The 19,729-nt window shown below is 69.9% G+C and carries 19 protein-coding genes; 15 read left to right on the top strand and 4 right to left on the bottom strand.

The window, feature by feature from the left end:
- Positions 1-103: 103 nt before the first annotated feature.
- Positions 104-298 carry a DUF397 domain-containing protein gene (locus LWJ43_RS14915; RefSeq protein WP_147958421.1) on the bottom strand — a complete coding sequence of 65 codons (195 nt, stop codon included), beginning with the start codon at positions 296-298 and terminating at the stop codon, positions 104-106.
- A gap of 5 nt (positions 299-303) precedes the next feature.
- The gene (locus LWJ43_RS14920) at positions 304-1,161 is read right to left on the bottom strand and encodes a helix-turn-helix domain-containing protein (protein WP_277332746.1); all 858 of its coding nucleotides are present in this window, start codon (positions 1,159-1,161) and stop codon (positions 304-306) included.
- A 207-nt stretch (positions 1,162-1,368) separates the two neighbouring features.
- On the opposite strand from LWJ43_RS14920, the gene LWJ43_RS14925 reads away from it, so the two are divergent.
- Positions 1,369-1,884, top strand: a complete 516-nt coding sequence (locus LWJ43_RS14925) for an ATP-binding protein (protein ID WP_277332747.1) — start codon at positions 1,369-1,371, stop codon at positions 1,882-1,884.
- 202 nt (positions 1,885-2,086) lie between these two features.
- Entirely contained in the window at positions 2,087-3,169 is a 1,083-nt protein-coding gene (locus LWJ43_RS14930) for a cell wall protein (protein WP_277332748.1), read from the top strand.
- A gap of 7 nt (positions 3,170-3,176) precedes the next feature.
- Here LWJ43_RS14930 and LWJ43_RS14935 read toward each other — a convergent pair whose 3' ends face one another.
- Positions 3,177-4,064 (bottom strand): phosphatidylinositol-specific phospholipase C domain-containing protein, encoded by an 888-nt coding sequence (locus LWJ43_RS14935; RefSeq protein WP_277332749.1) that lies wholly within the window; start codon positions 4,062-4,064, stop codon positions 3,177-3,179.
- 259 nt (positions 4,065-4,323) lie between these two features.
- Between LWJ43_RS14935 and LWJ43_RS14940 the strand changes: the two genes are divergently transcribed.
- Entirely contained in the window at positions 4,324-4,608 is a 285-nt protein-coding gene (locus LWJ43_RS14940) for an AbrB/MazE/SpoVT family DNA-binding domain-containing protein (RefSeq protein WP_277332750.1), read from the top strand.
- Positions 4,609-4,869: 261 nt separating this feature from the next.
- Here the strand turns inward: LWJ43_RS14940 and LWJ43_RS14945 are convergent, their stop codons facing one another.
- Positions 4,870-6,675, bottom strand: a complete 1,806-nt coding sequence (locus tag LWJ43_RS14945) for a bifunctional metallophosphatase/5'-nucleotidase (protein WP_277332751.1) — start codon at positions 6,673-6,675, stop codon at positions 4,870-4,872.
- A 180-nt stretch (positions 6,676-6,855) separates the two neighbouring features.
- On the opposite strand from LWJ43_RS14945, the gene LWJ43_RS14950 reads away from it, so the two are divergent.
- The 12 genes from LWJ43_RS14950 (at position 6,856) to pstB (ending at position 19,715) form a co-directional block, all read left to right on the top strand.
- Positions 6,856-7,923: a PDDEXK nuclease domain-containing protein gene (locus LWJ43_RS14950; RefSeq protein ID WP_277332752.1), complete on the top strand. Its 1,068-nt coding sequence runs from the start codon at positions 6,856-6,858 to the stop codon at positions 7,921-7,923.
- An 80-nt stretch (positions 7,924-8,003) separates the two neighbouring features.
- Complete coding sequence (gene mshD, locus LWJ43_RS14955) at positions 8,004-8,927, top strand: mycothiol synthase (RefSeq protein ID WP_277332753.1); 924 nt, start codon at positions 8,004-8,006, stop codon at positions 8,925-8,927.
- A gap of 92 nt (positions 8,928-9,019) precedes the next feature.
- On the top strand, positions 9,020-9,430 hold the full coding sequence (locus tag LWJ43_RS14960) for a GntR family transcriptional regulator (RefSeq protein WP_277332755.1): 411 nt from the start codon (positions 9,020-9,022) through the stop codon (positions 9,428-9,430).
- Positions 9,427-10,320, top strand: coding sequence for an ABC transporter ATP-binding protein (locus LWJ43_RS14965; protein WP_277332756.1), 894 nt, complete (start codon positions 9,427-9,429; stop codon positions 10,318-10,320). The genes LWJ43_RS14960 and LWJ43_RS14965 overlap by 4 nt, the downstream gene beginning before the upstream one ends.
- A complete protein-coding gene (locus LWJ43_RS14970; protein ID WP_277332757.1) occupies positions 10,317-11,294 on the top strand; it encodes an ABC transporter permease in 978 nt (325 codons plus the stop codon). Before LWJ43_RS14965 ends, LWJ43_RS14970 begins: the two co-directional genes overlap by 4 nt.
- A gap of 279 nt (positions 11,295-11,573) precedes the next feature.
- Positions 11,574-13,820 carry an RNA degradosome polyphosphate kinase gene (locus LWJ43_RS14975; protein ID WP_277332758.1) on the top strand — a complete coding sequence of 749 codons (2,247 nt, stop codon included), beginning with the start codon at positions 11,574-11,576 and terminating at the stop codon, positions 13,818-13,820.
- Entirely contained in the window at positions 13,807-14,796 is a 990-nt protein-coding gene (locus LWJ43_RS14980; RefSeq protein ID WP_277332759.1) for a CHAD domain-containing protein, read from the top strand. The genes LWJ43_RS14975 and LWJ43_RS14980 overlap by 14 nt, the downstream gene beginning before the upstream one ends.
- Positions 14,793-15,218 carry an NUDIX hydrolase gene (locus LWJ43_RS14985; protein WP_277332760.1) on the top strand — a complete coding sequence of 142 codons (426 nt, stop codon included), beginning with the start codon at positions 14,793-14,795 and terminating at the stop codon, positions 15,216-15,218. The genes LWJ43_RS14980 and LWJ43_RS14985 overlap by 4 nt, the downstream gene beginning before the upstream one ends.
- A 339-nt stretch (positions 15,219-15,557) precedes the next feature.
- Positions 15,558-16,691: a phosphate ABC transporter substrate-binding protein PstS gene (gene pstS, locus LWJ43_RS14990; protein WP_277332761.1), complete on the top strand. Its 1,134-nt coding sequence runs from the start codon at positions 15,558-15,560 to the stop codon at positions 16,689-16,691.
- 135 nt (positions 16,692-16,826) lie between these two features.
- Complete coding sequence (gene pstC, locus LWJ43_RS14995) at positions 16,827-17,816, top strand: phosphate ABC transporter permease subunit PstC (protein WP_277332762.1); 990 nt, start codon at positions 16,827-16,829, stop codon at positions 17,814-17,816.
- The gene (pstA, locus tag LWJ43_RS15000; protein WP_277332763.1) at positions 17,813-18,901 is read left to right on the top strand and encodes a phosphate ABC transporter permease PstA; all 1,089 of its coding nucleotides are present in this window, start codon (positions 17,813-17,815) and stop codon (positions 18,899-18,901) included. Before pstC ends, pstA begins: the two co-directional genes overlap by 4 nt.
- A 37-nt stretch (positions 18,902-18,938) precedes the next feature.
- The gene (gene pstB, locus LWJ43_RS15005) at positions 18,939-19,715 is read left to right on the top strand and encodes a phosphate ABC transporter ATP-binding protein PstB (RefSeq protein WP_014154963.1); all 777 of its coding nucleotides are present in this window, start codon (positions 18,939-18,941) and stop codon (positions 19,713-19,715) included.
- The last annotated feature ends 14 nt before the right edge of the window (positions 19,716-19,729 follow it).

The following is a 19,729-nucleotide window of genomic DNA, read 5'->3' on the forward strand; positions in this document are numbered from 1 at the left end:
GCACCCGTCGCCGTGGTGCGAGCGGTCACGCACGCTTCCTGTGCGGCTCGTCACCTCCGGGTCCGAGGTCCAGCACCGGTCGGCGGATGCACCACGGCTCGGTTCAGGCCAGGTCGTCGAACTCACCTTCCTTCGCGCCCCCGAGGAAGGCACGGAGCTTGGCCCGGGTGGTGCGCACGACCACGTCCGGGTTGTCGCTCTCGCGCAGCAGTATCTCGCCTTCGTGTTCGGCGAGTTCGAGGCAGTCGGAGCCCTCTGCATTCGACGACTTCGACGACTTGCGCCACTGGATTTCCATGATCCTCACACCTCCATGCTCTGCGCGATGTCACGGATGAAGCCCCTCGATCTGTCCGGGTCCAGCGACCTCTCCTCCGTCCGGTCCAGCGCGACTCGCCAGTTCACCAGGCTCGTTTCGGCGTCGATGAATGACGACCCCGTCGCGGTGTCCACCTGCACGGTGTCGAGCTGCGGGACGACCCCGTACACGTAGTGTGCCGAACTGCTCGCGAACGGGAAACCGCCGGCTGCGAAGGGGATCACTCTGATGGCTACGTTGCCACGCTCCGATTCCTCCAGGAGATGTACGAGTTGGCTACGCGCGACTGCCGGGCCTCCGTACGTCATGCGCAACGCCGCCTCGTGAATCAGGAACGTACAGGTCGGCGGGTCCGGCCGGTCGAGGACATCACGGCGTTGCAACCGATGTGACAGCAGACGACGTTGACGCGTCGGGCTCGGGGGCGGGACGCTCTCCCCGAAGACGCTGCGCGCATAGGCCTCGGTCTGAAGAAGACCCGGCATATACATGACCTGCACCGACCGGATGGCCGCAGCGTGATGCTCCAACTCGGCAAGGTCGAGAGCATCTTCGGCCAGCTCACCGCGGTAGTGCTCCCACCAGCCGCTGCCCCGCTCCGAAGCCATGGCGACGAGAGCATCGACGTACGCCTCGTCAGGGCACTTGTAGTGGTCGGCCCACGCCCGCACCCGCTGAGGGCTCACGCCGAATCGGCCCGACTCGGTGTTACTGATGGTGGTGCGGTCCGCCCCCAACCGCTCGGCGGCCTGGGCAAGCGTCAGGCCCGCATGCTCCCTGAGTCTGCGCAGCTCGGTGCCCAGTCGGCGCTGGCGCACCGTGAGCAGTTTCCTCGGCGGCATATGGATCCCCTCCTGTCGAATCCCAGTGTGGCCGTACCCGAACCACTGGGTGTTCGTTACTCACGACATCGAGCCGTATCACTAGTTATGAGCTATGGGTACGTTCGTTTGTCACCTCGGTACAGCGCGTCAGCCCTCGCCGCACGACCGTCACCCCGGTCAACGAGCCGTGTGCGCGTTCGGATCGCATCACGTGGGGAGAACGACATGACCAGCGTCAACGCCACCGCACCCTCCGCATCACCGCACTGTCAGGACGGCGAGAGCTACCGGCTCTCCCTGCCCAACACCGCGCGTTCCGCCGGGATCGCCCGGCACTTCGTCGCCTCACTGCTCACCGGCACCCCGCACAGCGGCATCCTCGACGACGCCCGCCTCTGTGTGACCGAGGTCGTGGCCAACGCCCATCGGCACACCCGCACTTCACTGATCCGTGTGCATGTGACGGTCGGCCGGGAGCAGGTGACCGTGTCCGTCGCCGACGACACGCCCTGGACCGCGCCTGCGGCAGGCGCCACGTCCGACGGGTTGATCCGCACGGGTCACGCGCAGGAGTGCGGGCGGGGGCTCTTCCTCCTGGAGGAACTCGCCCTGGCCTGGGGGTCGGACGTCTGCGGGTGCTGCTCTCCCAGCCACAAGGCGGTGTGGTTCACGCTCGCCGTGGATGCGGTGGCCTCCTCCGCACAGCCTTCTGCGCGCCCCCGCACGGCGATTCAGGCCTGACCACCCGCTGAGATCCACTGGCAGGCCCGGCCGTCGGCCTGCCCTACCCCGACGGACCCTGATGCGTCGTACCACCGGCGCGGCTTCGCGCTGCGCTCCTCCGCCATGCCCCGATCCGGTGTGGGACCCCGTTCCCCGCGCCCTCCAGGAGTGGGACTCGACCCCTGCCCGGCATGCCCGTCCGCGTCCGTGGCTGTCCGCCGTGACGTGGCTGATCGGCGCCGGCCTGCACCCGCGCGCGGGGGAGACGACGCTGACCGTGGCCCGGGACCTCGCGATACGGATGGACTACCGGCTGGGCTTCGTGCTGTACGACCTCGAAGGCACGGCCGCCCGGTGCGGAACGTCGACGGCGACGGTGAAGCGGCATGTCCGGGTGCTGCGGGAGCTGGGTGCGCTGGCGTGGCGGAGACACGGTACGAAGAGGAACCTTCAGCTCCCGGGCCGCCCGTACACGGCTACCGCGACGATCTACGCGGCGACGATTCCGGCAGCGTACGACCGTGCGAAGGGGCACCGGCTCGACGGCACCGGGTACAGCGCCCGCGTGGTCGGGGTGACCGACGAGGGGCGGGCGCTCATGCAGAAAACCGTCCACAGGAAGCCGCACCCTGTGGACGACGAGCGGCCGGGCGCACACGGTCAGGCAGGGCGTGCACCCCATTCTTCTGGGCCGTACCCCGACTCATCCGTCGCTGATCCGGATGGGTGGTTGAACTACACCTCGCGCACCTGCGCGACGCGCGCGAGGGCGGCAACTCCCCGGAAGGCCAGAAACGGCTGCGGTACGTCGTCTCGCGGCCCGTGGCAGGTGGCCCACGACATCGAGGTCGCCCGCCAGGTCCGGCCACTCGTCGGCTGGACCCAGCGGGAAGGGCTCCGCCGCCTGGCGTTCGCCCTCCGCCCGTTGATCGACCGGGGCCTGCGGCCTCATGACATCGCCGCGGAGCTCGTCGGCCTGGCAATCGACTGGCGCCCCGCGCGGCCGGCCGCGTACATCACCGCAGTCCTCACCCGGGACCGGCGGGCCGAGGCGGCCCGCCGGGCGGACGAGGACCTCGCGGCCGACCCCGCCGCCCACCAGGAATGGCAGCGGTGGCTGCGTAGCCGCCGGGTCGAGGACCTGCCGCGCACGGACGACGACCGCCGCCGCGCCCGGCTCCACTCGTGGGACCGGTGGCGCGAGGTGGCGGCCCACTACGACGAGGACCCCGACGACGCACTGGACCTCTACGGGACCCGGCTGTGCGCCTACGCCGTCAAACGGGCCGCACCCTCGGCGTAGGGCCCCCTCAACCGGCCGGGTTGTGCCGGATCAGCGACTCCACCAGCCCGGCCCGGGTGGCGGGGAAGTCCAGCGGGACGATCCCGAGGCCGGTCCAGCCCGATGCCTCCGATCCGTCGAGGAACGAGTGCACCTGCGGGTTGAGCCGGTCCGAGTTCGAGCGCGGGGGGAGCAGGGCCGCGGTGCTCACGTAGTTCATGAACAGCTTGCCGGGCTGCTGCGCGGCCTTGCGGAACTGCGCCTCGATCTTGGGGTACTTGCCGAAGGGCTCGGCCATGTAGTCGTCCTGGATGTCGAAGACCGCCGGGTCGGCGTACCGGACCCCGGGCAGGCCGCCGTTGTCGGCGAGGACGACGACCTTGCCGCGGGCACCGCCGAGGTCCGGGAGGGTGGAGTCGAGGCGCATGAGCGGACGCCAGCCCTTGCCGTCGAGGTAGATGTCGAAGATCCGCCGGAACGCGGCGTCGCTCTCCTCCGAGTACTCCTGCTTGACGCGCATCAGCACGGTCTCCGAAGGGTGCCGGGCCAGGAAGTCCCGGCAGGCACCCAGCACGTCGTCGAAATTCAGGTTCTGGTAGTAGGCCCCGTGGTGGATCGCGTACGCGTCACCGCTGATCCGGCACCGGACGTCGAGGAAACGTATGCCGCTGTCCAGTTGCTGGGCCACCGTCGTGTTCTGGCACGCCGTCCAGGGGCCGCCGAAGCGCGCACCGGCGTTGTGCGTCCCCGGGATCGTGAGGCGTCGCAGCGGGGTGGAGTCGGCTATGCCGCCCATCCAGTCCTGCGTGCCGAGCGCGCGGGAGGCGGCTGCGGACGTCCCGCCGAGGAGTACCCCGGCGGTGACTGCGAGCGAGCCGGTGAGGAAGCTCCGGCGGGTGGCGGTGTACGAACTCATGGGGGTGTGCCTCCGGGGGCCGTGGGGGCTCGAATTATGTCGGGCACACCTCAATGACGGAACAGGGTCGTCTCGCCATCGACGCCCGCGTGGCCGGAACCCGTCGACCACCGTCCGACCGCCCCACCCCCACCACACGCACAGGACGAAAACCTTGGCGCCAAGCAGCAGAATGCAAGATTGCGAATTTCTCAAACTTGCAATATTCGCACTTCGTGCCACCTTGGCAAGGATGGCGACAGAGGTAGGAGGTCATTGCGTGACTGGAGCCACAGCCCTACTGCGAACGAACGGGCAGATCACACTGCCCAAGGCCATTCGGGCAGCCCTCGGGGTGAACCAGGGCGACGAGATCGAGTTCGAGATCACCCGCGCCGGTGAAGTGACGGTGCACGGACTCACCAAGATCCGCTCCGACCAGGCCTGGTTCTGGACTCCGGAGTGGCAGGAGGGCGAGCGCAGAACCAGCGAGGACATCGCTGCCGGTCGCACCGCCGTCCACGAGGACACGGACAGCATGTTCGCGCACCTCGACGAAGACTGACCCCTGACACCGGGAGGCCCGATTGCCCACTTTTGGGCCAGTTCCGACCCGGACTCCGGGTCAAGCCGGTTCGTCGTGCCACCTGGCAGTACGGAGACGAAGTCCGCCCAGGGGTGACGCACATCCTGTGGCGCCGAGTGGGGGGCCACGACATCTTCGTCCCCGGGCCGGCCTGAACAAGCCGATGGTCCGCCACGTGGCGTGGCGGACCATCGGTCTCCGGGCCGGACGGGAGCAGCGGGACGCTCCCGTGTGACGGCGTTACTGCACGATCGTGATCCGGTCCGTGGCCGGCGGGGCCAGCGGTGCGGAAGCCGTGGAGTGGGCCGCCAGGTAGGCGTTGAACAGGTCCAGGTCGGAAGCGCCGACCAGCTTGTCCGTGCCCTGGCCGAGGGCCGCGAAGCCGTCGCCGCCACCCGCGAGGAACTCGTTCATCGCGACGCGGTACGACTTCGCCGGGTCGATCGCCTCACCGTTGAGCAGGATCGAGGAGGCGACCACGCGGTCGGCGCCCGACTTCGTCATGTCCAGCGTGTAGGTGAGGCCCTTCGAGACCTGGAGGATCTTCGGCGACGCCTCGTTGGAGCCGCTGACCTGCTGCTGAAGAGCGGTGACCAGCTGCGCGCCGGTCAGGTCGACGACGTTCATCATGTTGGTGAACGGCTGGACCGTGAACGCCTCGCCGTAGGTCACCACTCCGTCGCCCTCGCCGCCGGACGCCTTGTACACCAGGTCGGAGCGGATACCGCCCGGGTTCATGAACGCGACGACCGCGCCGCCCTTGTCCGCGGGGGCCAGGCCCTCCAGCTGGGCGTCGGCGATGAGGTTGCCGAGCGGCTTCTCGGGGGCCGTGGAGCCGCGGCCGTTGATGTCGGCGGAGATGAAGCCCTGCGGCCGGCCGGCGACGGGGGCGGCGAGCGTGTTCCAGCGGGCGATCAGCGCCGTCATGTCGGTGGCCTTGGCCTGATCCCGGCTGACGATGTGATTCGCCGACTCCACCGACGTGCGCACGATGTCCTTGGTGCGGCGGTCGTAGGTGAGGGTCGTGTCCGTGTAGAGCTTGCCGAACGACGACGCCGAGGTGACCATGCGCGGCTTGCCGGAGGGGTCCGGGACCGTGCAGACGTACGCCTGGTGGGTGTGGCCCGTGACCAGCGCGTCGACCTTCGGCGTGATGCCCTTGGCGATGTCGACGATCGGCCCGGAGATGCCGTCACCGGCGCCCGGGCTGTCGCAGTCGTAGTTGTACGAGGAGGAGGCAGGGGCCCCGCCCTCGTGGATCAGCGCGACGATGGACTTGACGCCCTGGCGGTCCAGCTCCTTGGCGTACTTGTTGACCGTCTCGATCTCGTCGTGGAACTTCAGCCCCTTGACGCCGTTGGCCGTGACGATGTTCGGCGTGCCCTCCAGGGTCACCCCGATGAAGCCGATCTTGACGCCGTTCTTCTTCCAGACCGTGTACGGCTTGAGGACCGGCTTGCCGGTCTTCTCGCTCGTCACGTTGGCCGCGAGGTACGGGAAGTCCGCGCCCTCGAACTTCTTGCCCTTCTCGTAGCAGCCCTCGACCGGGTGGCAGCCGCCGTTCTGCAGACGGCCCAGCTCCGTGGCCCCCTCGTCGAACTCGTGGTTGCCCACGGCCGTGACATCGAGGTCGAGCCCGTTGAGCGCCTCGATGGTGGGCTCGTCGTGGAACAGCCCCGACAGCAGCGGGCTCGCGCCCACCATGTCGCCGCCGGCCGCCGTGACGGAGTACGGGTTGCCCTTGCGCGCGGTGCGCAGCGAGGTCGCGAGGTACTCGACGCCCCCGGCCGGGACCGACTTCACCGTGCCGTCTGCCTGCTTCTCACTGACCGTCCCCGCGGAACCGGCCGGCGGCTCCAGGTTGCCGTGCAGGTCGTTGAAGGAGAGCAGCTGCACGTCTACCGTGCGGGACGACGGGTGGTGGCCGTGGCCCTTGTCGTGCGCGCCGGCCGGCATCGCGGCGACGAGCGCGCCAACGGTGACGAGCCCGGCGGTGGCGGCGAGCACCCGCCGGGGCACACGGTTCTTCTGCGGAGTCGCTGACATCGGTCCCCTTCGATTCTCTGGATCCTGCGTGCCGCAGCCTAGAGTCAACGCGCGTAGCGCGACAGGTGTCCGGGGTTACGAACTGGTTGCATGGCACTCGAAAACGGGCTGATCACCCGTAGGACGTACATTTACGAGCAGAAACGTCACCGCAGTCATACGTGCCGGAATCCTGCACTCGTGAACAACGAACTCACGGGCGAGGCAGTGGTACCGGCCCAGCACCGGGGCGAACTGCCCCCTGGCTTCCACGACATGCTCGACGACCTCAAGTCGATCGTGCGGGGCGCGCACGTGCGCGCACAGCTCAAGGTGAACACCGAGATGCTCCTGATGTACTGGCAGATCGGGCGGACGATCCTGGAGAAGCAGGGCGGTGAGAAGTGGGGGACGAAGGTCGTCGACCGCATCGCCACGGAGCTGCGGACCGAGTTCCCGAACCAGCGGGGGTTCAGCCGCACCAACCTCAAGTACATGCAGCAGATGGCTCGAACATGGCCCGACCCAATTGGCCAACAAGCTGTTGGCCAATTGCCATGGGGCCACATCGTCGTCCTCATGGACAAGTGCAGAACCCGCTTCGAGCTGGACTTCTACGCACAGCACGCCGTGTACCACGGCTGGTCCCGCGACCGCCTCACCACGCACATCCGCAGCGAGCTCCATCTGGCCCAGGGCGCGGCAGCCAACAACTTCGACGTCACCATCCCGGAGCAGTCCGAGGCCGCGACGCAGATCTTCAAGGATCCGTACCGCCTGGAGTTCACCCAGCTGTCGGACACCGCCGCCGAGCGCGAGCTCGAGGACGCGCTGACGGACAAGATCATCCAGTTCCTCACCGAGCTCGGCTTCGGGTTCGCCTTCGTCGGCCGCCAGTACCCCCTCACCGTGGGCGATACGGAGTTCCGTATCGACCTGCTCTTCTACCACTTCAGGCTGCACCGCTTCGTGGTGGTCGAGCTGAAGACCACCAAGGCCCACCCTTCGCACCTCGGGCAGCTCAGCTTCTACGTCACCGCGGTGGACCGCCTCCTGCGCGACCCGGAGCGGGACGACCGGACACTCGGCATCCTCATCGCGGAGAGCCAGGACGCGACGACCGTCGAATTCGCCCTCCAGTCGCAGAGCCAGCCGCTCGCGGTCAGCACGTACACAGACCTTCCCCCGGGCGTACGGGAACTGATGCCCACCACGGGCGACCTCTCCCGCATCGCTCGTGAAGTCCTGCACCGCGGGGCCGGCGGCTGACAGGGCGGGTGGACGGCGCCCCGGCGGACCGTGCGACAGCCTGCCCCGGCGCCCCACCTCCGCGCCGTACGCTCGTACCCATGACGACTGACGCACCCCTCCCCTCCCCCGGGCGCGAGATCGAGACCCTCGACGCGCTCACCCCCGAGCAGGCCGACGCCGTCCTCGCCCTCCTCGGCGAGGCCGCCGGGACCGATGGCCGGCAGGCCGTCTCCGAGCAGGGGCGGTTGCAGTTGAGGGGCGGTCACCGTGAGGGCGTACGGCATTTCCTGCTCACCGTCAACGGCGTCCTGGCCGGTTACGCGCAGCTGGAGGACGTCGACCCCGTCGAGGCCCCCGCCGCGGAACTGGTCGTGTCCCCCTCCCACCGCGGCCGTGGACACGGCAGGGCGATGGGTGCCGCGCTCCTCGCCGCGACCGGCAAGCGCCTGCGGGTCTGGGCGCACGGAGGCATGTCGGCCGCCCGCCACCTGGCGCAGGTGCTCGGCCTTTCCCTCTTCCGCGAACTGCGCCAGCTCCGCCGCCCGTTGGACACCCTCGACATCGCCGAGCCGGCCCTGCCGCCGGGCGTCACCGTCCGGACCTTCGTGCCGGGACAGGACGACACGGCCTGGCTCACCGTCAACAGTGCCGCGTTCGCGCACCACCCGGAGCAGGGCTCCCTCACCCAGCGGGACCTGGACGACCGCAAGGCCGAGCCCTGGTTCGACCCGAAGGGCTTCTTCCTGGCCGAGCGCGACGGCGAGATCATCGGCTTCCACTGGACGAAGGTGCATGCCGAGGACGAGATCGGCGAGGTCTACGTCGTCGGCATCCGGCCCGACGCCCAGGGCGGCGGCCTCGGCAAGGCGCTCACCGCGATCGGCCTGCGCCACCTGGCCTCCCGGGGGCTTCCGACGGCCATGCTCTACGTGGACGCCGACAATCCGGCGGCTCTCGCGGTGTACGAGCGGATGGGCTTCGCCACGCACGAGGTCGACCTGATGTACCGCACGGAGTCCTGAGCAGCACCGACGACCTCAGGGGCGGCGTCACTTGACGCCGCCCCTCCCTTAGGCCACCCTTTCACTACTCAATTAGTGAAAGGGTGGTGGACATGGCAGAGTCCGCAGCGGTCGAGTTCCGTATCGACCGGCGCAGCGGCGTCGCCACCTACCTCCAGATCGTGCAGCAGACCAAGCAGGCACTCCGTCTCGGCGTGCTGGAGCCGGGTGACCGCCTGCCCACGGCCCGTGAGGTCGTCGAGGCCACGGCGATCAACCCGAACACCGTGCTCAAGGCCTACCGCGAGCTGGAACGCGAAGGACTCGTCGAGGCCCGCCGCGGTCTCGGCACCTTCGTCCGCCGGACCCTCGGCAGCGCGGCGGTCACGACCGACCCGCCGTTGCGTGCCGAGCTCACCGAATGGACCCGCAGGGCCCGCGCCGCCGGACTGGACAAGGACGACGTGAGCGCGCTCTTCACCGACGTACTGGACAGCACATTCAAGGGGGACCAGCACTCATGACAGGTGCCGCGATCGAGGCGAACGGCCTCGGTATGACCTACGGGCGAAAGGGCGGACGGGCGCTGCGCGGCTGCTCGTTCCGGCTGCCCGCCGGACGGATCTGCGCCCTCGTCGGGCCCAACGGCGCCGGGAAGTCCACCCTGCTCTCCCTCGCGGCCGGCCTGCTCCGGCCCTCCGAGGGATCCGTACGGGTGCTCGGCGCCGACCCCGGCGCGGCACGGCCCCGCATCGCGTACGTCTCCCAGGACAAGCCGCTGTACCCGCAGCTCACGGTGGCCGACACCCTGTGGGCGGGGGCCGAGCTGAACCCCGCCACCTGGGACCGTGCGGCCGCCGACCGAATCGCCGGCCCGCTCCCCCAGGACGCGAAGGTCCGGAGGCTCTCCGGCGGGCAGCGCACCCGTCTCGCCCTCGCGCTCGCACTGGGCAAGCGGCCCGAACTGATGCTGCTGGACGAGCCGATGGCCGACCTCGACCCGCTGGCCCGCCACCAGTTGATGGGCGTCCTGATGGCCGAGGCCGCCGAGCACGGCACCACCATCGTGATGTCGTCGCACATCCTGGCCGAGCTGGAGGGCGCCTGCGACTACCTCCTCTTCGTGGACGGCGGCCGGGTGCGTCTCGGCGGTGAGAGCGAGGACATCATGGCCGCGCACGCCCTGGTCACCGGACAGGCCCGCGACCTCGCCCCGCACACGGTCGTCGAGTCGCGCACGACGGGACGTCAGCTCACGGCACTGGTACGGAGGGAAGGCCCGGTCGACGCCGCGGTCTGGGATGTCACGGAGCCCTCCCTGGAGGAACTGCTACTGGCCCACCTCCGCTCACCGGAGGCACCGCCGCTCCTCACCCCCAGCGCGCACGCCCGCGAGGAGGTGACCGCGGCATGAGCACCCTCACGCCCACGCGCCCCTCCCTGCGCGGACCCGTCCGGGTCCTGCTGCGACAGCACCGCCGGGCCCTGTGGGCGGCCCTCGCCCTGATGCTCTTGGGCATGGGCTTCGTGGTGGCCCTGCGCGTCTGGATCGCCGTAAGCAGTTCCGAGGAGCTGTGTGCGGACGGTGACGTCACCCCGTGCGGCGACGCCGTCTACCTGAGCACCTACGCCCGCACCTCCACCGAGGTGTTCCTGGCGGACGGCGGGTCGGCGATGTTGCTGCTCGCCGCACTCGTCGGCGTCTTCGTCGCCGGGCCGCTGATCGCCCGCGAGCTGGAAAGCGGCACGTTCCGGTTCGCCTGGGCCCAGTCGGTCCGGCCTGCACGATGGCTGGCGGCACGCCTCGCCACCCCCATGGCTCTCGCCACCGCCGGCACCGTCGTCCTGATGCTGGTCTACCGCTGGGGTCGCTCGGCCGTGGACCAATTCCCGCTCGCCTTCGGCCTCGACTGGTACGCGAAAGGCGTCTATCCCGCCCTCGGGCCCGTTGCCCTCGGGTACACGGTTCTCGCCGTGGCGCTCGGGGCGCTCTGCGCCATGGTCGTGCGCCGCACGCTGGTCGCCGTGTCGGCCACCCTCCTCCTGTTCGGGCTGGTGGCACTCGCTATGGGCAAGCTGCGCTACCGCCTCTGGCCGTCGGTAAGGCTCACCGGGGACGCGCATCCACAGGGCTCCATCTGGCACCTGGACTCCGGGATGCTCACCGCCTCGGGGCAGGAGGTGGGCCGTGAGGACTGCCTCACCATGGACGGATTCACCGACCATGTGGCCTGCATGCGCGCCCGCGGCGGAGTGACGCCGTTCATCGACTACCACCCCGCCTCCCATTTCTGGCCCCTCCAGCTCGTCGAGACCGGCATCCTGCTCGCCCTCGCCGCCGTGGCCGTCATCGTCGCCTTCCGCGTCCTGCGCCGCCGCACCGTCTGAGAGCCACCCCTGTCCGGGCCCCGGGGGGAGTCCGGGCAGGGGGTTCACCTACGGTGAGGACCGGAAGGACGGGGACGCCCCCGCAGCCACACCGCTTCCTGTACGTCATGTCATCGTTACCGGCCATTCAGACTGGCTTGCGACCCTCACGGGATGCAGCCAGCTGTGCCCACCCCCCGCAACGGGAGCGGCCCCGGCCCGGGACCGACTTCCGCCGCTCCCGCGATCTTTACGGGCTCCGACGCGCCTGAGGAGCCGAAGGCGCGGAAGAATAGGTCCATGAGCCAGCAGCCCAGCTCCGAGGTCCCGGTCCCGCCCGTCCAGCCGTCGGTCGGCTCCCTCGCCTCCCATCGGCCGCACGCCGTCGCGGGCTCCGTGCCCACGGGCCTGTCCACGGCCGCCGACCTGGACCCCGACCTGGACAACGACGCCGACGCGTACGGGCCCGGGACGGAGGACGACGAGCTGCCGCAGGGCCGCTTCCTGGACCGGGAGCGCAGTTGGCTCGCGTTCAACGAACGGGTTCTGGAACTCGCCGAGGACCCCGCCACCCCACTACTCGAACGGGCTAACTTCCTCGCCATCTTCGCCTCGAACCTGGACGAGTTCTTCATGGTCCGGGTCGCCGGACTCAAGCGCCGTATCGCGACCGGTGTCGCCACCCGGTCCGCGTCCGGCCTGCAGCCCCGCGAGGTCCTCGACCTGATCTGGACCCGCTCCCGTGAGCTCATGGCCCGGCACGCCGCCTGCTACCAGCAGGATGTCGCCCCCGCCCTGTCCGACGAGGGCATCCAGCTGGTCCGCTGGCCCGACCTGACCGAGAAGGAACAGGCCCGCCTCTTCACCTTCTTCCGGCAGCGGGTCTTCCCGGTGCTGACCCCGCTGGCCGTCGACCCCGCGCACCCGTTCCCGTACATCTCCGGGCTCTCGCTGAACCTCGCCGTCGTCGTGCGCAACCCCGTCAGCGGCCACCGGCACTTCGCCCGCGTGAAGGTCCCGCCGCTGCTCACCCGCTTCCTGGAGGCGTCCCCGCAGCGTTACGTCCCCATAGAGGACATCATCGCGGCCCACCTCGAAGAGCTCTTCCCGGGCATGGAGGTACTCGCGCACCACATGTTCCGGGTCACCAGGAACGAGGACCTGGAGGTCGAGGAGGACGACACCGAGAACCTGCTCCAGGCCCTGGAGAAGGAGCTCATGCGGCGCCGCTTCGGCCCGCCGGTGCGCCTGGAGGTCGAGGAGTCCATCGACCCGTACGTCCTGGACCTGCTCGTGCGCGAGCTGAACATCTCCGAGACCGAGCTCTACCCGCTGCCGGGACCGCTCGACCTCACCGGACTGTTCGGCATCGCCTCGCTGGACCGGCCAGAGCTGAAGTACCCCAAGTTCATCGCCGGCACCCACCGCGACCTCGCCGAGGTCGAGTCCGCCTCGGCACCCGACATCTTCGCCGCCCTGCGCGAACGCGACGTGCTGCTGCACCACCCCTACGACTCCTTCTCCACCTCCGTCCAGGCGTTCCTGGAACAGGCGGCGGGCGACCCGGACGTCCTCGCGATCAAGCAGACCCTGTACCGGACCTCGGGCGACTCACCGATAGTGGACGCCCTGATCGACGCGGCCGAATCCGGCAAGCAGGTCCTCGTCCTCGTCGAGATCAAGGCCCGCTTCGACGAGCAGGCCAACATCAAGTGGGCGCGCAAGCTGGAGGAGTCCGGCTGCCACGTCGTCTACGGACTCGTCGGCCTCAAGACCCACTGCAAGCTGTCCCTCGTCGTCCGCCAGGAGGGCGACACCCTGCGCCGCTACTCCCACGTCGGCACCGGCAACTACCACCCCAAGACGGCGCGGCTCTACGAGGACCTCGGCCTGCTGACCGCCGACCCGCAGGTCGGGGCCGACCTCTCCGACCTCTTCAACCGGCTCTCCGGCTACTCCCGCCGCGAGACCTACCGCCGGCTGCTGGTCGCCCCGAAGTCCCTGCGCGACGGGCTGGTCGCCCGCATCAACAAGGAGATCACCCACCAGCGCGCGGGCCGCCCCGCCTACGTGCGCATCAAGGTCAACTCGATGGTCGACGAAGCGGTCATCGACGCCTGCTACCGGGCGGGGCAGGCCGGGGTGACCGTCGACATCTGGGTGCGCGGGATCTGCGCGATCCGCCCCGGCGTCAGCGGCCTCTCCGAGAACGTCCGGGTCCGCTCGATACTGGGCCGCTTCCTCGAACACTCCCGGGTCTTCGCCTTCGGCAACGGCGGCGAACCCGAAGTGTGGTTCGGGAGCGCCGACATGATGCACCGCAACCTCGACCGCCGGATCGAAGCACTGGTCCGCGTCACCGACCCCGCGCATCGCGCCGCCCTCAGCAGGCTCCTGGAGACAGGGATGTCCGACACCACCTCCTCCTGGCACCTGGGCCCCGACGGAAACTGGACCCGGCACTCCACGGACGCGGACGGGCAGCCGCTGCGGCACGTACAAGAGATGCTCATTGACGCCCGGAGGCGCCGGCGTGCGACGCCCTGACCACCCGACGACGACCCTCACCGCGGAAGCGGTCCTCGCGCCCTACCTGCGCGAACAGGCCGCCTCCTTCCTACGGGGCCTCCGGCTGCAACGCGAACACAGCGCGCCCGCGGACGCCGGCACGCAGCGCGCCGACGAGGCCGCCCGCGCGCTGCGCCACGCGGCACGCCGGATCAGCGGCACGCTGCACACCTTCCGGGGAGCGCTCGAACCCGTCTGGGCCGACCAGCTCCGTGCCGAACTGGCCTGGCTCTCCGGCACGCTGGCCCGCGAGCACGCCTACACCACCCGCCTCGGCCGGCTCCTGGAGGCGCTGCACCAGCTCTCCGGGGCCTCGCTCCCGGCGGCCCGGACACCCTCCGGGGACGGCCCCGCCGAAACCGAGAAGGAGCGGGCCGCGCTCGGCGTCGGCGCGGCCCGCGCCGGGGCCCTCCTGGAACGGCGGCTGACCCTCGCACGGACCCGCGCCCACTCGGCGGCGCTCCAGGCGCTGGGCTCCTCCCGCTTCCACGCCCTCGCGGACGCGGTCGCCCTGCTCGCCTCGGAGGTCCCCCTGGCACCCTCCGCCGCGGACCCGGCCGGCCTGGTGCTGCACGCCCCCGCCGAGCTCGCCGAGCAGCGGATGCTGGACGCGGTGGCCGCACTGGCGCCCGAGGCGGTGGGACCGTACAACGCGGCCCACGACGCCCTCTGGCACCAGGCCCGTCAGCTGCTGCGGCTGCACCGGTACGCGCACGAGCTGCTGCGGGGCGCGCCCGATCCGGCGCTCGTCGGGCCGGGGCACGCGCTGGACCTGCACCGGGACGCGTCGGAGGCCGCGGCCGCCGCCTCGGAGGCCGCGCGCACCCCACGCATCGCCCCCGCGACGGCGTACGCCCTGGGCGTGCTGCACGCCGACCAGCGGCACGAGGTGGAGGCGGCGCGCGGGGTCTTCCGGCAGACCTGGCCGCACGCTGCGGCCGTGACCGCGTCATGAGCGGCACCGTCCTGGCCGCGGGCTGCGTGCTCTGGCGCCGCTCCGCGGGCGGCGGCCTGGAGATCTGCCTCGTCCACAGGCCCCGCTATGACGACTGGTCGTACCCCAAAGGCAAGCTGAAGCGCGGCGAGACGCCGCTGGAGGCCGCCCTGCGCGAGGTCCTGGAGGAGACGGGACACCACTGCGTGCCGGGAGCCGCCCTGCCGACCGCCCTCTACATGGCGAACGGGCGCCCCAAGGAGGTCAGCTACTGGGCGGCGGAGGCGACCGACGGCACCTTCGTGCCCAACGACGAGGTCGACCGGCTGGCGTGGCTGGTTCCGGGGACCGCGCGCGACCGGCTGTCCCGCCCCGGCGATCGTGTCCAGCTGGATGCCTTCCTGCACACCGGACCGCCGGATTCAGGCCCGTCCGGCGACTGAGACCACGGCCCGCACCGAAGGCGCCCGCACCCGCGCGCACGGCCGTGGCAACGCCTGACGACGCCCCGGCCGCCGTGCCGCGCCACCCCGTGGGGCCCCGGCCGCGCCGGACCGGCCCCTGACAGGGCAGCCACGGCACGCTCCTGCCCTGGCGCATTACCAGCGGAACCAGCCCGCCCGGCACGGTTCACCTGCCGTTCACTCTGCCCCGTAGGGCGCTTCACCTGTTCTGCCTAATTTCGGACGTACCCGGTGCACGGCACCAAGCCACGCACCACTCCGTCGCACGCCGCCTCGTCCCCACCAGCCGCGGCGGCTCCTGGAAGGAACACCCCGAAAGTGAAGCTTCAGCGCAAGAACCGGCTTCGTGCCACCGCGCTCGGTGCCCTCGCCGTCTCCGGCGCCCTGGTCCTCACGGCGTGCGGTTCGGACGACAACACCGGCGCCGACGCGGGCGGCGACAAGACCACCGCCGCGGCGTCGAACATCAAGTGCGACGGCGCCAAGGGCCAGCTGCGCGCTTCCGGGTCCAGCGCCCAGAAGAACGCGATGGACCTCTGGGTCAAGAACTACATGGCCGCCTGCTCCGGCGTGGAGGTCAACTACAGCTCCTCCTCGTCCGGCGAGGGCATCGTCGCCTTCAACCAGGGCACCGTCGGCTTCGCCGGCTCGGACTCCGCCCTGAAGCCCGAAGAGGTCGCCGCCTCGAAGAAGATCTGCAAGACCGGCCAGGGAATCAACCTCCCCATGGTCGGCGGCCCGATCGCGGTCGGCTTCCACCTGGAGGGCGTCGACAAGCTCACGCTGGACGCCCCCACGCTCGCCAAGATCTTCGACACCAAGATCAAGAAGTGGAACGACCCGGCGATCGCCAAGCTCAACGACGGCGTGAAGCTGCCGGACAAGCCGATCCAGCCCTTCCACCGCTCCGAGGACTCCGGCACCACGCAGAACCTCGGCAAGTACCTGAACGCCGCCGCCCCGGGCGACTGGAAGTACGAGGCCGAGAAGAAGTGGCCCGCCCCCGGTGGCCAGGCCGCGTCCGGGTCCTCCGGCATCGCCAGCCAGGTGAAGGCCGTCGACGGCTCCATCGGCTACTTCGAGCTGTCGTACGCCAAGTCGCAGGAGATCACCACCGTCGACATCAACACGGGTGGCGCGGCCCCCGTCGAGGCCACCTCGGAGAACGCCTCCAAGGCCATCGCCGCCGCCAAGGTCAAGGGCACCGGCAAGGACCTGGCGCTCGACCTCGACTACACCACCAAGGCCGAGGGCGCGTACCCGCTGGTCCTGGTGACCTACGAGGTCGTCTGCGACACCGGCAACAAGGCCGACACCCTCGGGACGGTCAAGTCCTTCCTGAACTACACCTCCTCCGCGGACGGCCAGAAGGTCCTCACCGAGGCCGGCTACGCCCCGATCCCCGAGGCGATCAACGCCAAGGTCCGCGAGACCGTCGCCGGCCTCTCGTAGCGGGACCGACGCACGACGCACACGCACAGGCGGGCCGGTCCGGCACACCCCTCCGGACCGGCCCCCACCGCCCGACCCATCCGGTGCACCGCCGCCAGGGGAGCCAGCCGCTCCCCCACACAGACCGGAAAGATTATGGCTTCCACGACACCGCTCGACCTCCCACCGGCGCCGCCGGTCCCGCGCGGCCCCAGGTCCACCGGGCGCGCCGGCGACAAGATCTTCCTGAGCCTCTCCCGGGGCTCAGGCATCCTGCTGCTCGTGATCATGGCGTCCATCGCCGTGTTCCTCAGCTACCGCTCCGTGATCGCCATATCGAAGGACGAGGGCAACTTCCTCACCACCTTCGACTGGAACCCGGCCGGTGACCCGCCGGTCTTCGGCATCGCGGTCCTGCTCTTCGGCACGGTCGTCAGCTCGATCATCGCGATGCTCATCGCGGTTCCGATCGCTGTCGGCATCGCCCTCTTCATCTCGCACTACGCGCCGCGCAAGCTGGCCGCACCCCTCGCCTACGTGATCGACCTGCTCGCGGCGGTGCCCAGCATCGTCTACGGCATCTGGGGCGCCCTCGTCCTCGTCCCGTACCTGGAGGGCCTGAACCTCTGGCTCGACCAGTTCTTCGGATGGACGTACGTCTTCGAGAAGACCGAGGTCGGCGTCGCCCGCTCGCTCTTCACCGTCGGCATCCTGCTCGCGATCATGATCCTGCCGATCGTGACCAGCGTCAGCCGCGAGGTCTTCCTCCAGGTCCCGAAGATGAACGAGGAGGCCGCGCTCGCCCTCGGGGCCACCCGCTGGGAGGTCATCCGCCTCTCGGTCCTGCCGTTCGGACGCTCCGGCATCATCTCCGCCTCGATGCTGGGCCTGGGCCGGGCGCTCGGCGAGACGATGGCCGTCGCCACGGTCCTGTCGCCGAGCTTCCTCATCTCGCTGCACGTGCTCAATCCGGGCGGCGGGACCTTCGCACAGAACATCGCGGCCAAGTTCGGTGAGGCCGACGAATTCGGACGGGACGCCCTGATCGCCTCGGGCCTCGTCCTCTTCGTCCTCACCCTGCTGGTCAACGGCGCGGCCCGGCTCATCATCGCCCGCCGCAAGGAGTACTCGGGGGCCAACGCATGAGCAACGCCACCACCACCGACGTCCAGGACAAGCGTCCGCAGACCTCGCCGGAACCCCGCAAGGGCGGCCTCAGCAGCCGCAGCCTCCCCCGCTGGGCCCCGATCGGCTTCGCCGCCCTGGGTATCGCCCTCGGTGTGGGGATCTCCCTGGCGGCCGGCTGGCACAGCCGCGTCCAGTGGGGCCTGCTCTCCGCCCTGCTCTTCCTGGCCGTCTCGTACGTCGCGACGACCGTGGTCGAGAACCAGCGCCAGGCCAAGGACCGCCTCGCCACCAGCATCGTCTGGGTGTGCTTCCTCGTCGCCGTCGTCCCGCTCGCCTCACTGCTCTGGACCACGGTCAGCCGCGGCTCCGAGCGCCTCGACGGATACTTCCTCAGCCACTCGATGGCCGGAGTCCTCGGCTCCGAGGCCAGCGGCGGTGTCTACCACGCACTGATCGGCACCCTGGAACAGGTGGGGATCGCCACCGTCATCTCCGCCCCCCTGGGACTGCTGACCGCCGTCTACCTGGTCGAGTACGGCAAGGGCACGCTCGCCAAGGCCGTCACCTTCTTCGTCGACGTCATGACGGGCATCCCGTCCATCGTGGCCGGTCTCTTCATCCTGTCGATCATGCTGATCGGCAGCATCGAGCCCTCCGGACTGATGGGCGCGCTGGCCCTGACGATCCTGATGATCCCCGTCGTGGTCCGCTCCACCGAGGAGATGCTCAAGCTCGTCCCGAACGAGCTCCGCGAGGCCTCCCTCGCCCTCGGCATCCCGAAGTGGCGCACCATCCTGAAGGTGGTCCTGCCCACCGCGATCGGCGGCATCACCACCGGTGTCATGCTCGCCATCGCCCGCATCGCGGGAGAGACGGCACCGATCATCCTGCTGGTCTTCGGCAGCCAGCTGATCAACACGAACCCCTTCGAAGGCGCCCAGTCCTCGCTGCCCTTCTACATCTACGAGCAGTACAAGATCGGCGAGGCCGCGTCCTACGACCGTGCCTGGGCGGCAGCCCTGGTCCTGATCGCCTTCGTCATGATCCTCAATCTGGTGGCCCGCGGCATCGCCCGCTGGAAGGCCCCCAAGACCGGTCGCTGACGCGGCCATCAGCGACCCGAAAGAAGCAGTGATTCACATGGCCAAGCGCATCGACATCGGCGGACTCACCGCCTACTACGGCTCCCACAAGGCCATCGAGGACATCTCGATGACGGTGGAGCCCCGCTCCGTGACCGCCTTCATCGGCCCGTCCGGCTGCGGCAAGTCCACCTTCCTGCGCACCCTGAACCGCATGCACGAGGTCACCCCCGGTGGCCGCGTCGAGGGCAAGGTGCTGCTGGACGACGAGAACCTGTACGGACCCGGTGTCGACCCCGTCACCGTGCGCCGCACGGTCGGCATGGTCTTCCAGCGTCCGAACCCCTTCCCGACCATGTCGATCTTCGACAACGTCGCGGCGGGCCTGCGGCTGAACGGTTCCTACCGCAAGAGCCAGCTGTCGGACATCGTCGAGAAGTCCCTCAAGGGCGCCAACCTCTGGAACGAGGTCAAGGACCGCCTGAACAAGCCGGGCTCCGGTCTCTCCGGCGGCCAGCAGCAGCGCCTGTGCATCGCCCGCGCGATCGCGGTCGAGCCGGACGTGCTGCTGATGGACGAGCCGTGCTCGGCGCTCGACCCGATCTCGACCCTCGCCATCGAGGACCTGATCGGCGAGCTGAAGGAGCGCTTCACGATCGTCATCGTGACGCACAACATGCAGCAGGCGGCACGCGTCTCGGACCGTACGGCCTTCTTCAACCTCGCCGCGGTGGGCAAGCCGGGCCGGCTGATCGAGATCGACGAGACGGAGCGGATCTTCTCCAACCCGTCGGTACAGGCGACCGAGGACTACATCTCGGGCCGCTTCGGATAACCACAGACGGCCTT

Source organism: Streptomyces sp. JH34 (genome assembly GCF_029428875.1).
Lineage (GTDB): Bacteria > Actinomycetota > Actinomycetes > Streptomycetales > Streptomycetaceae > Streptomyces.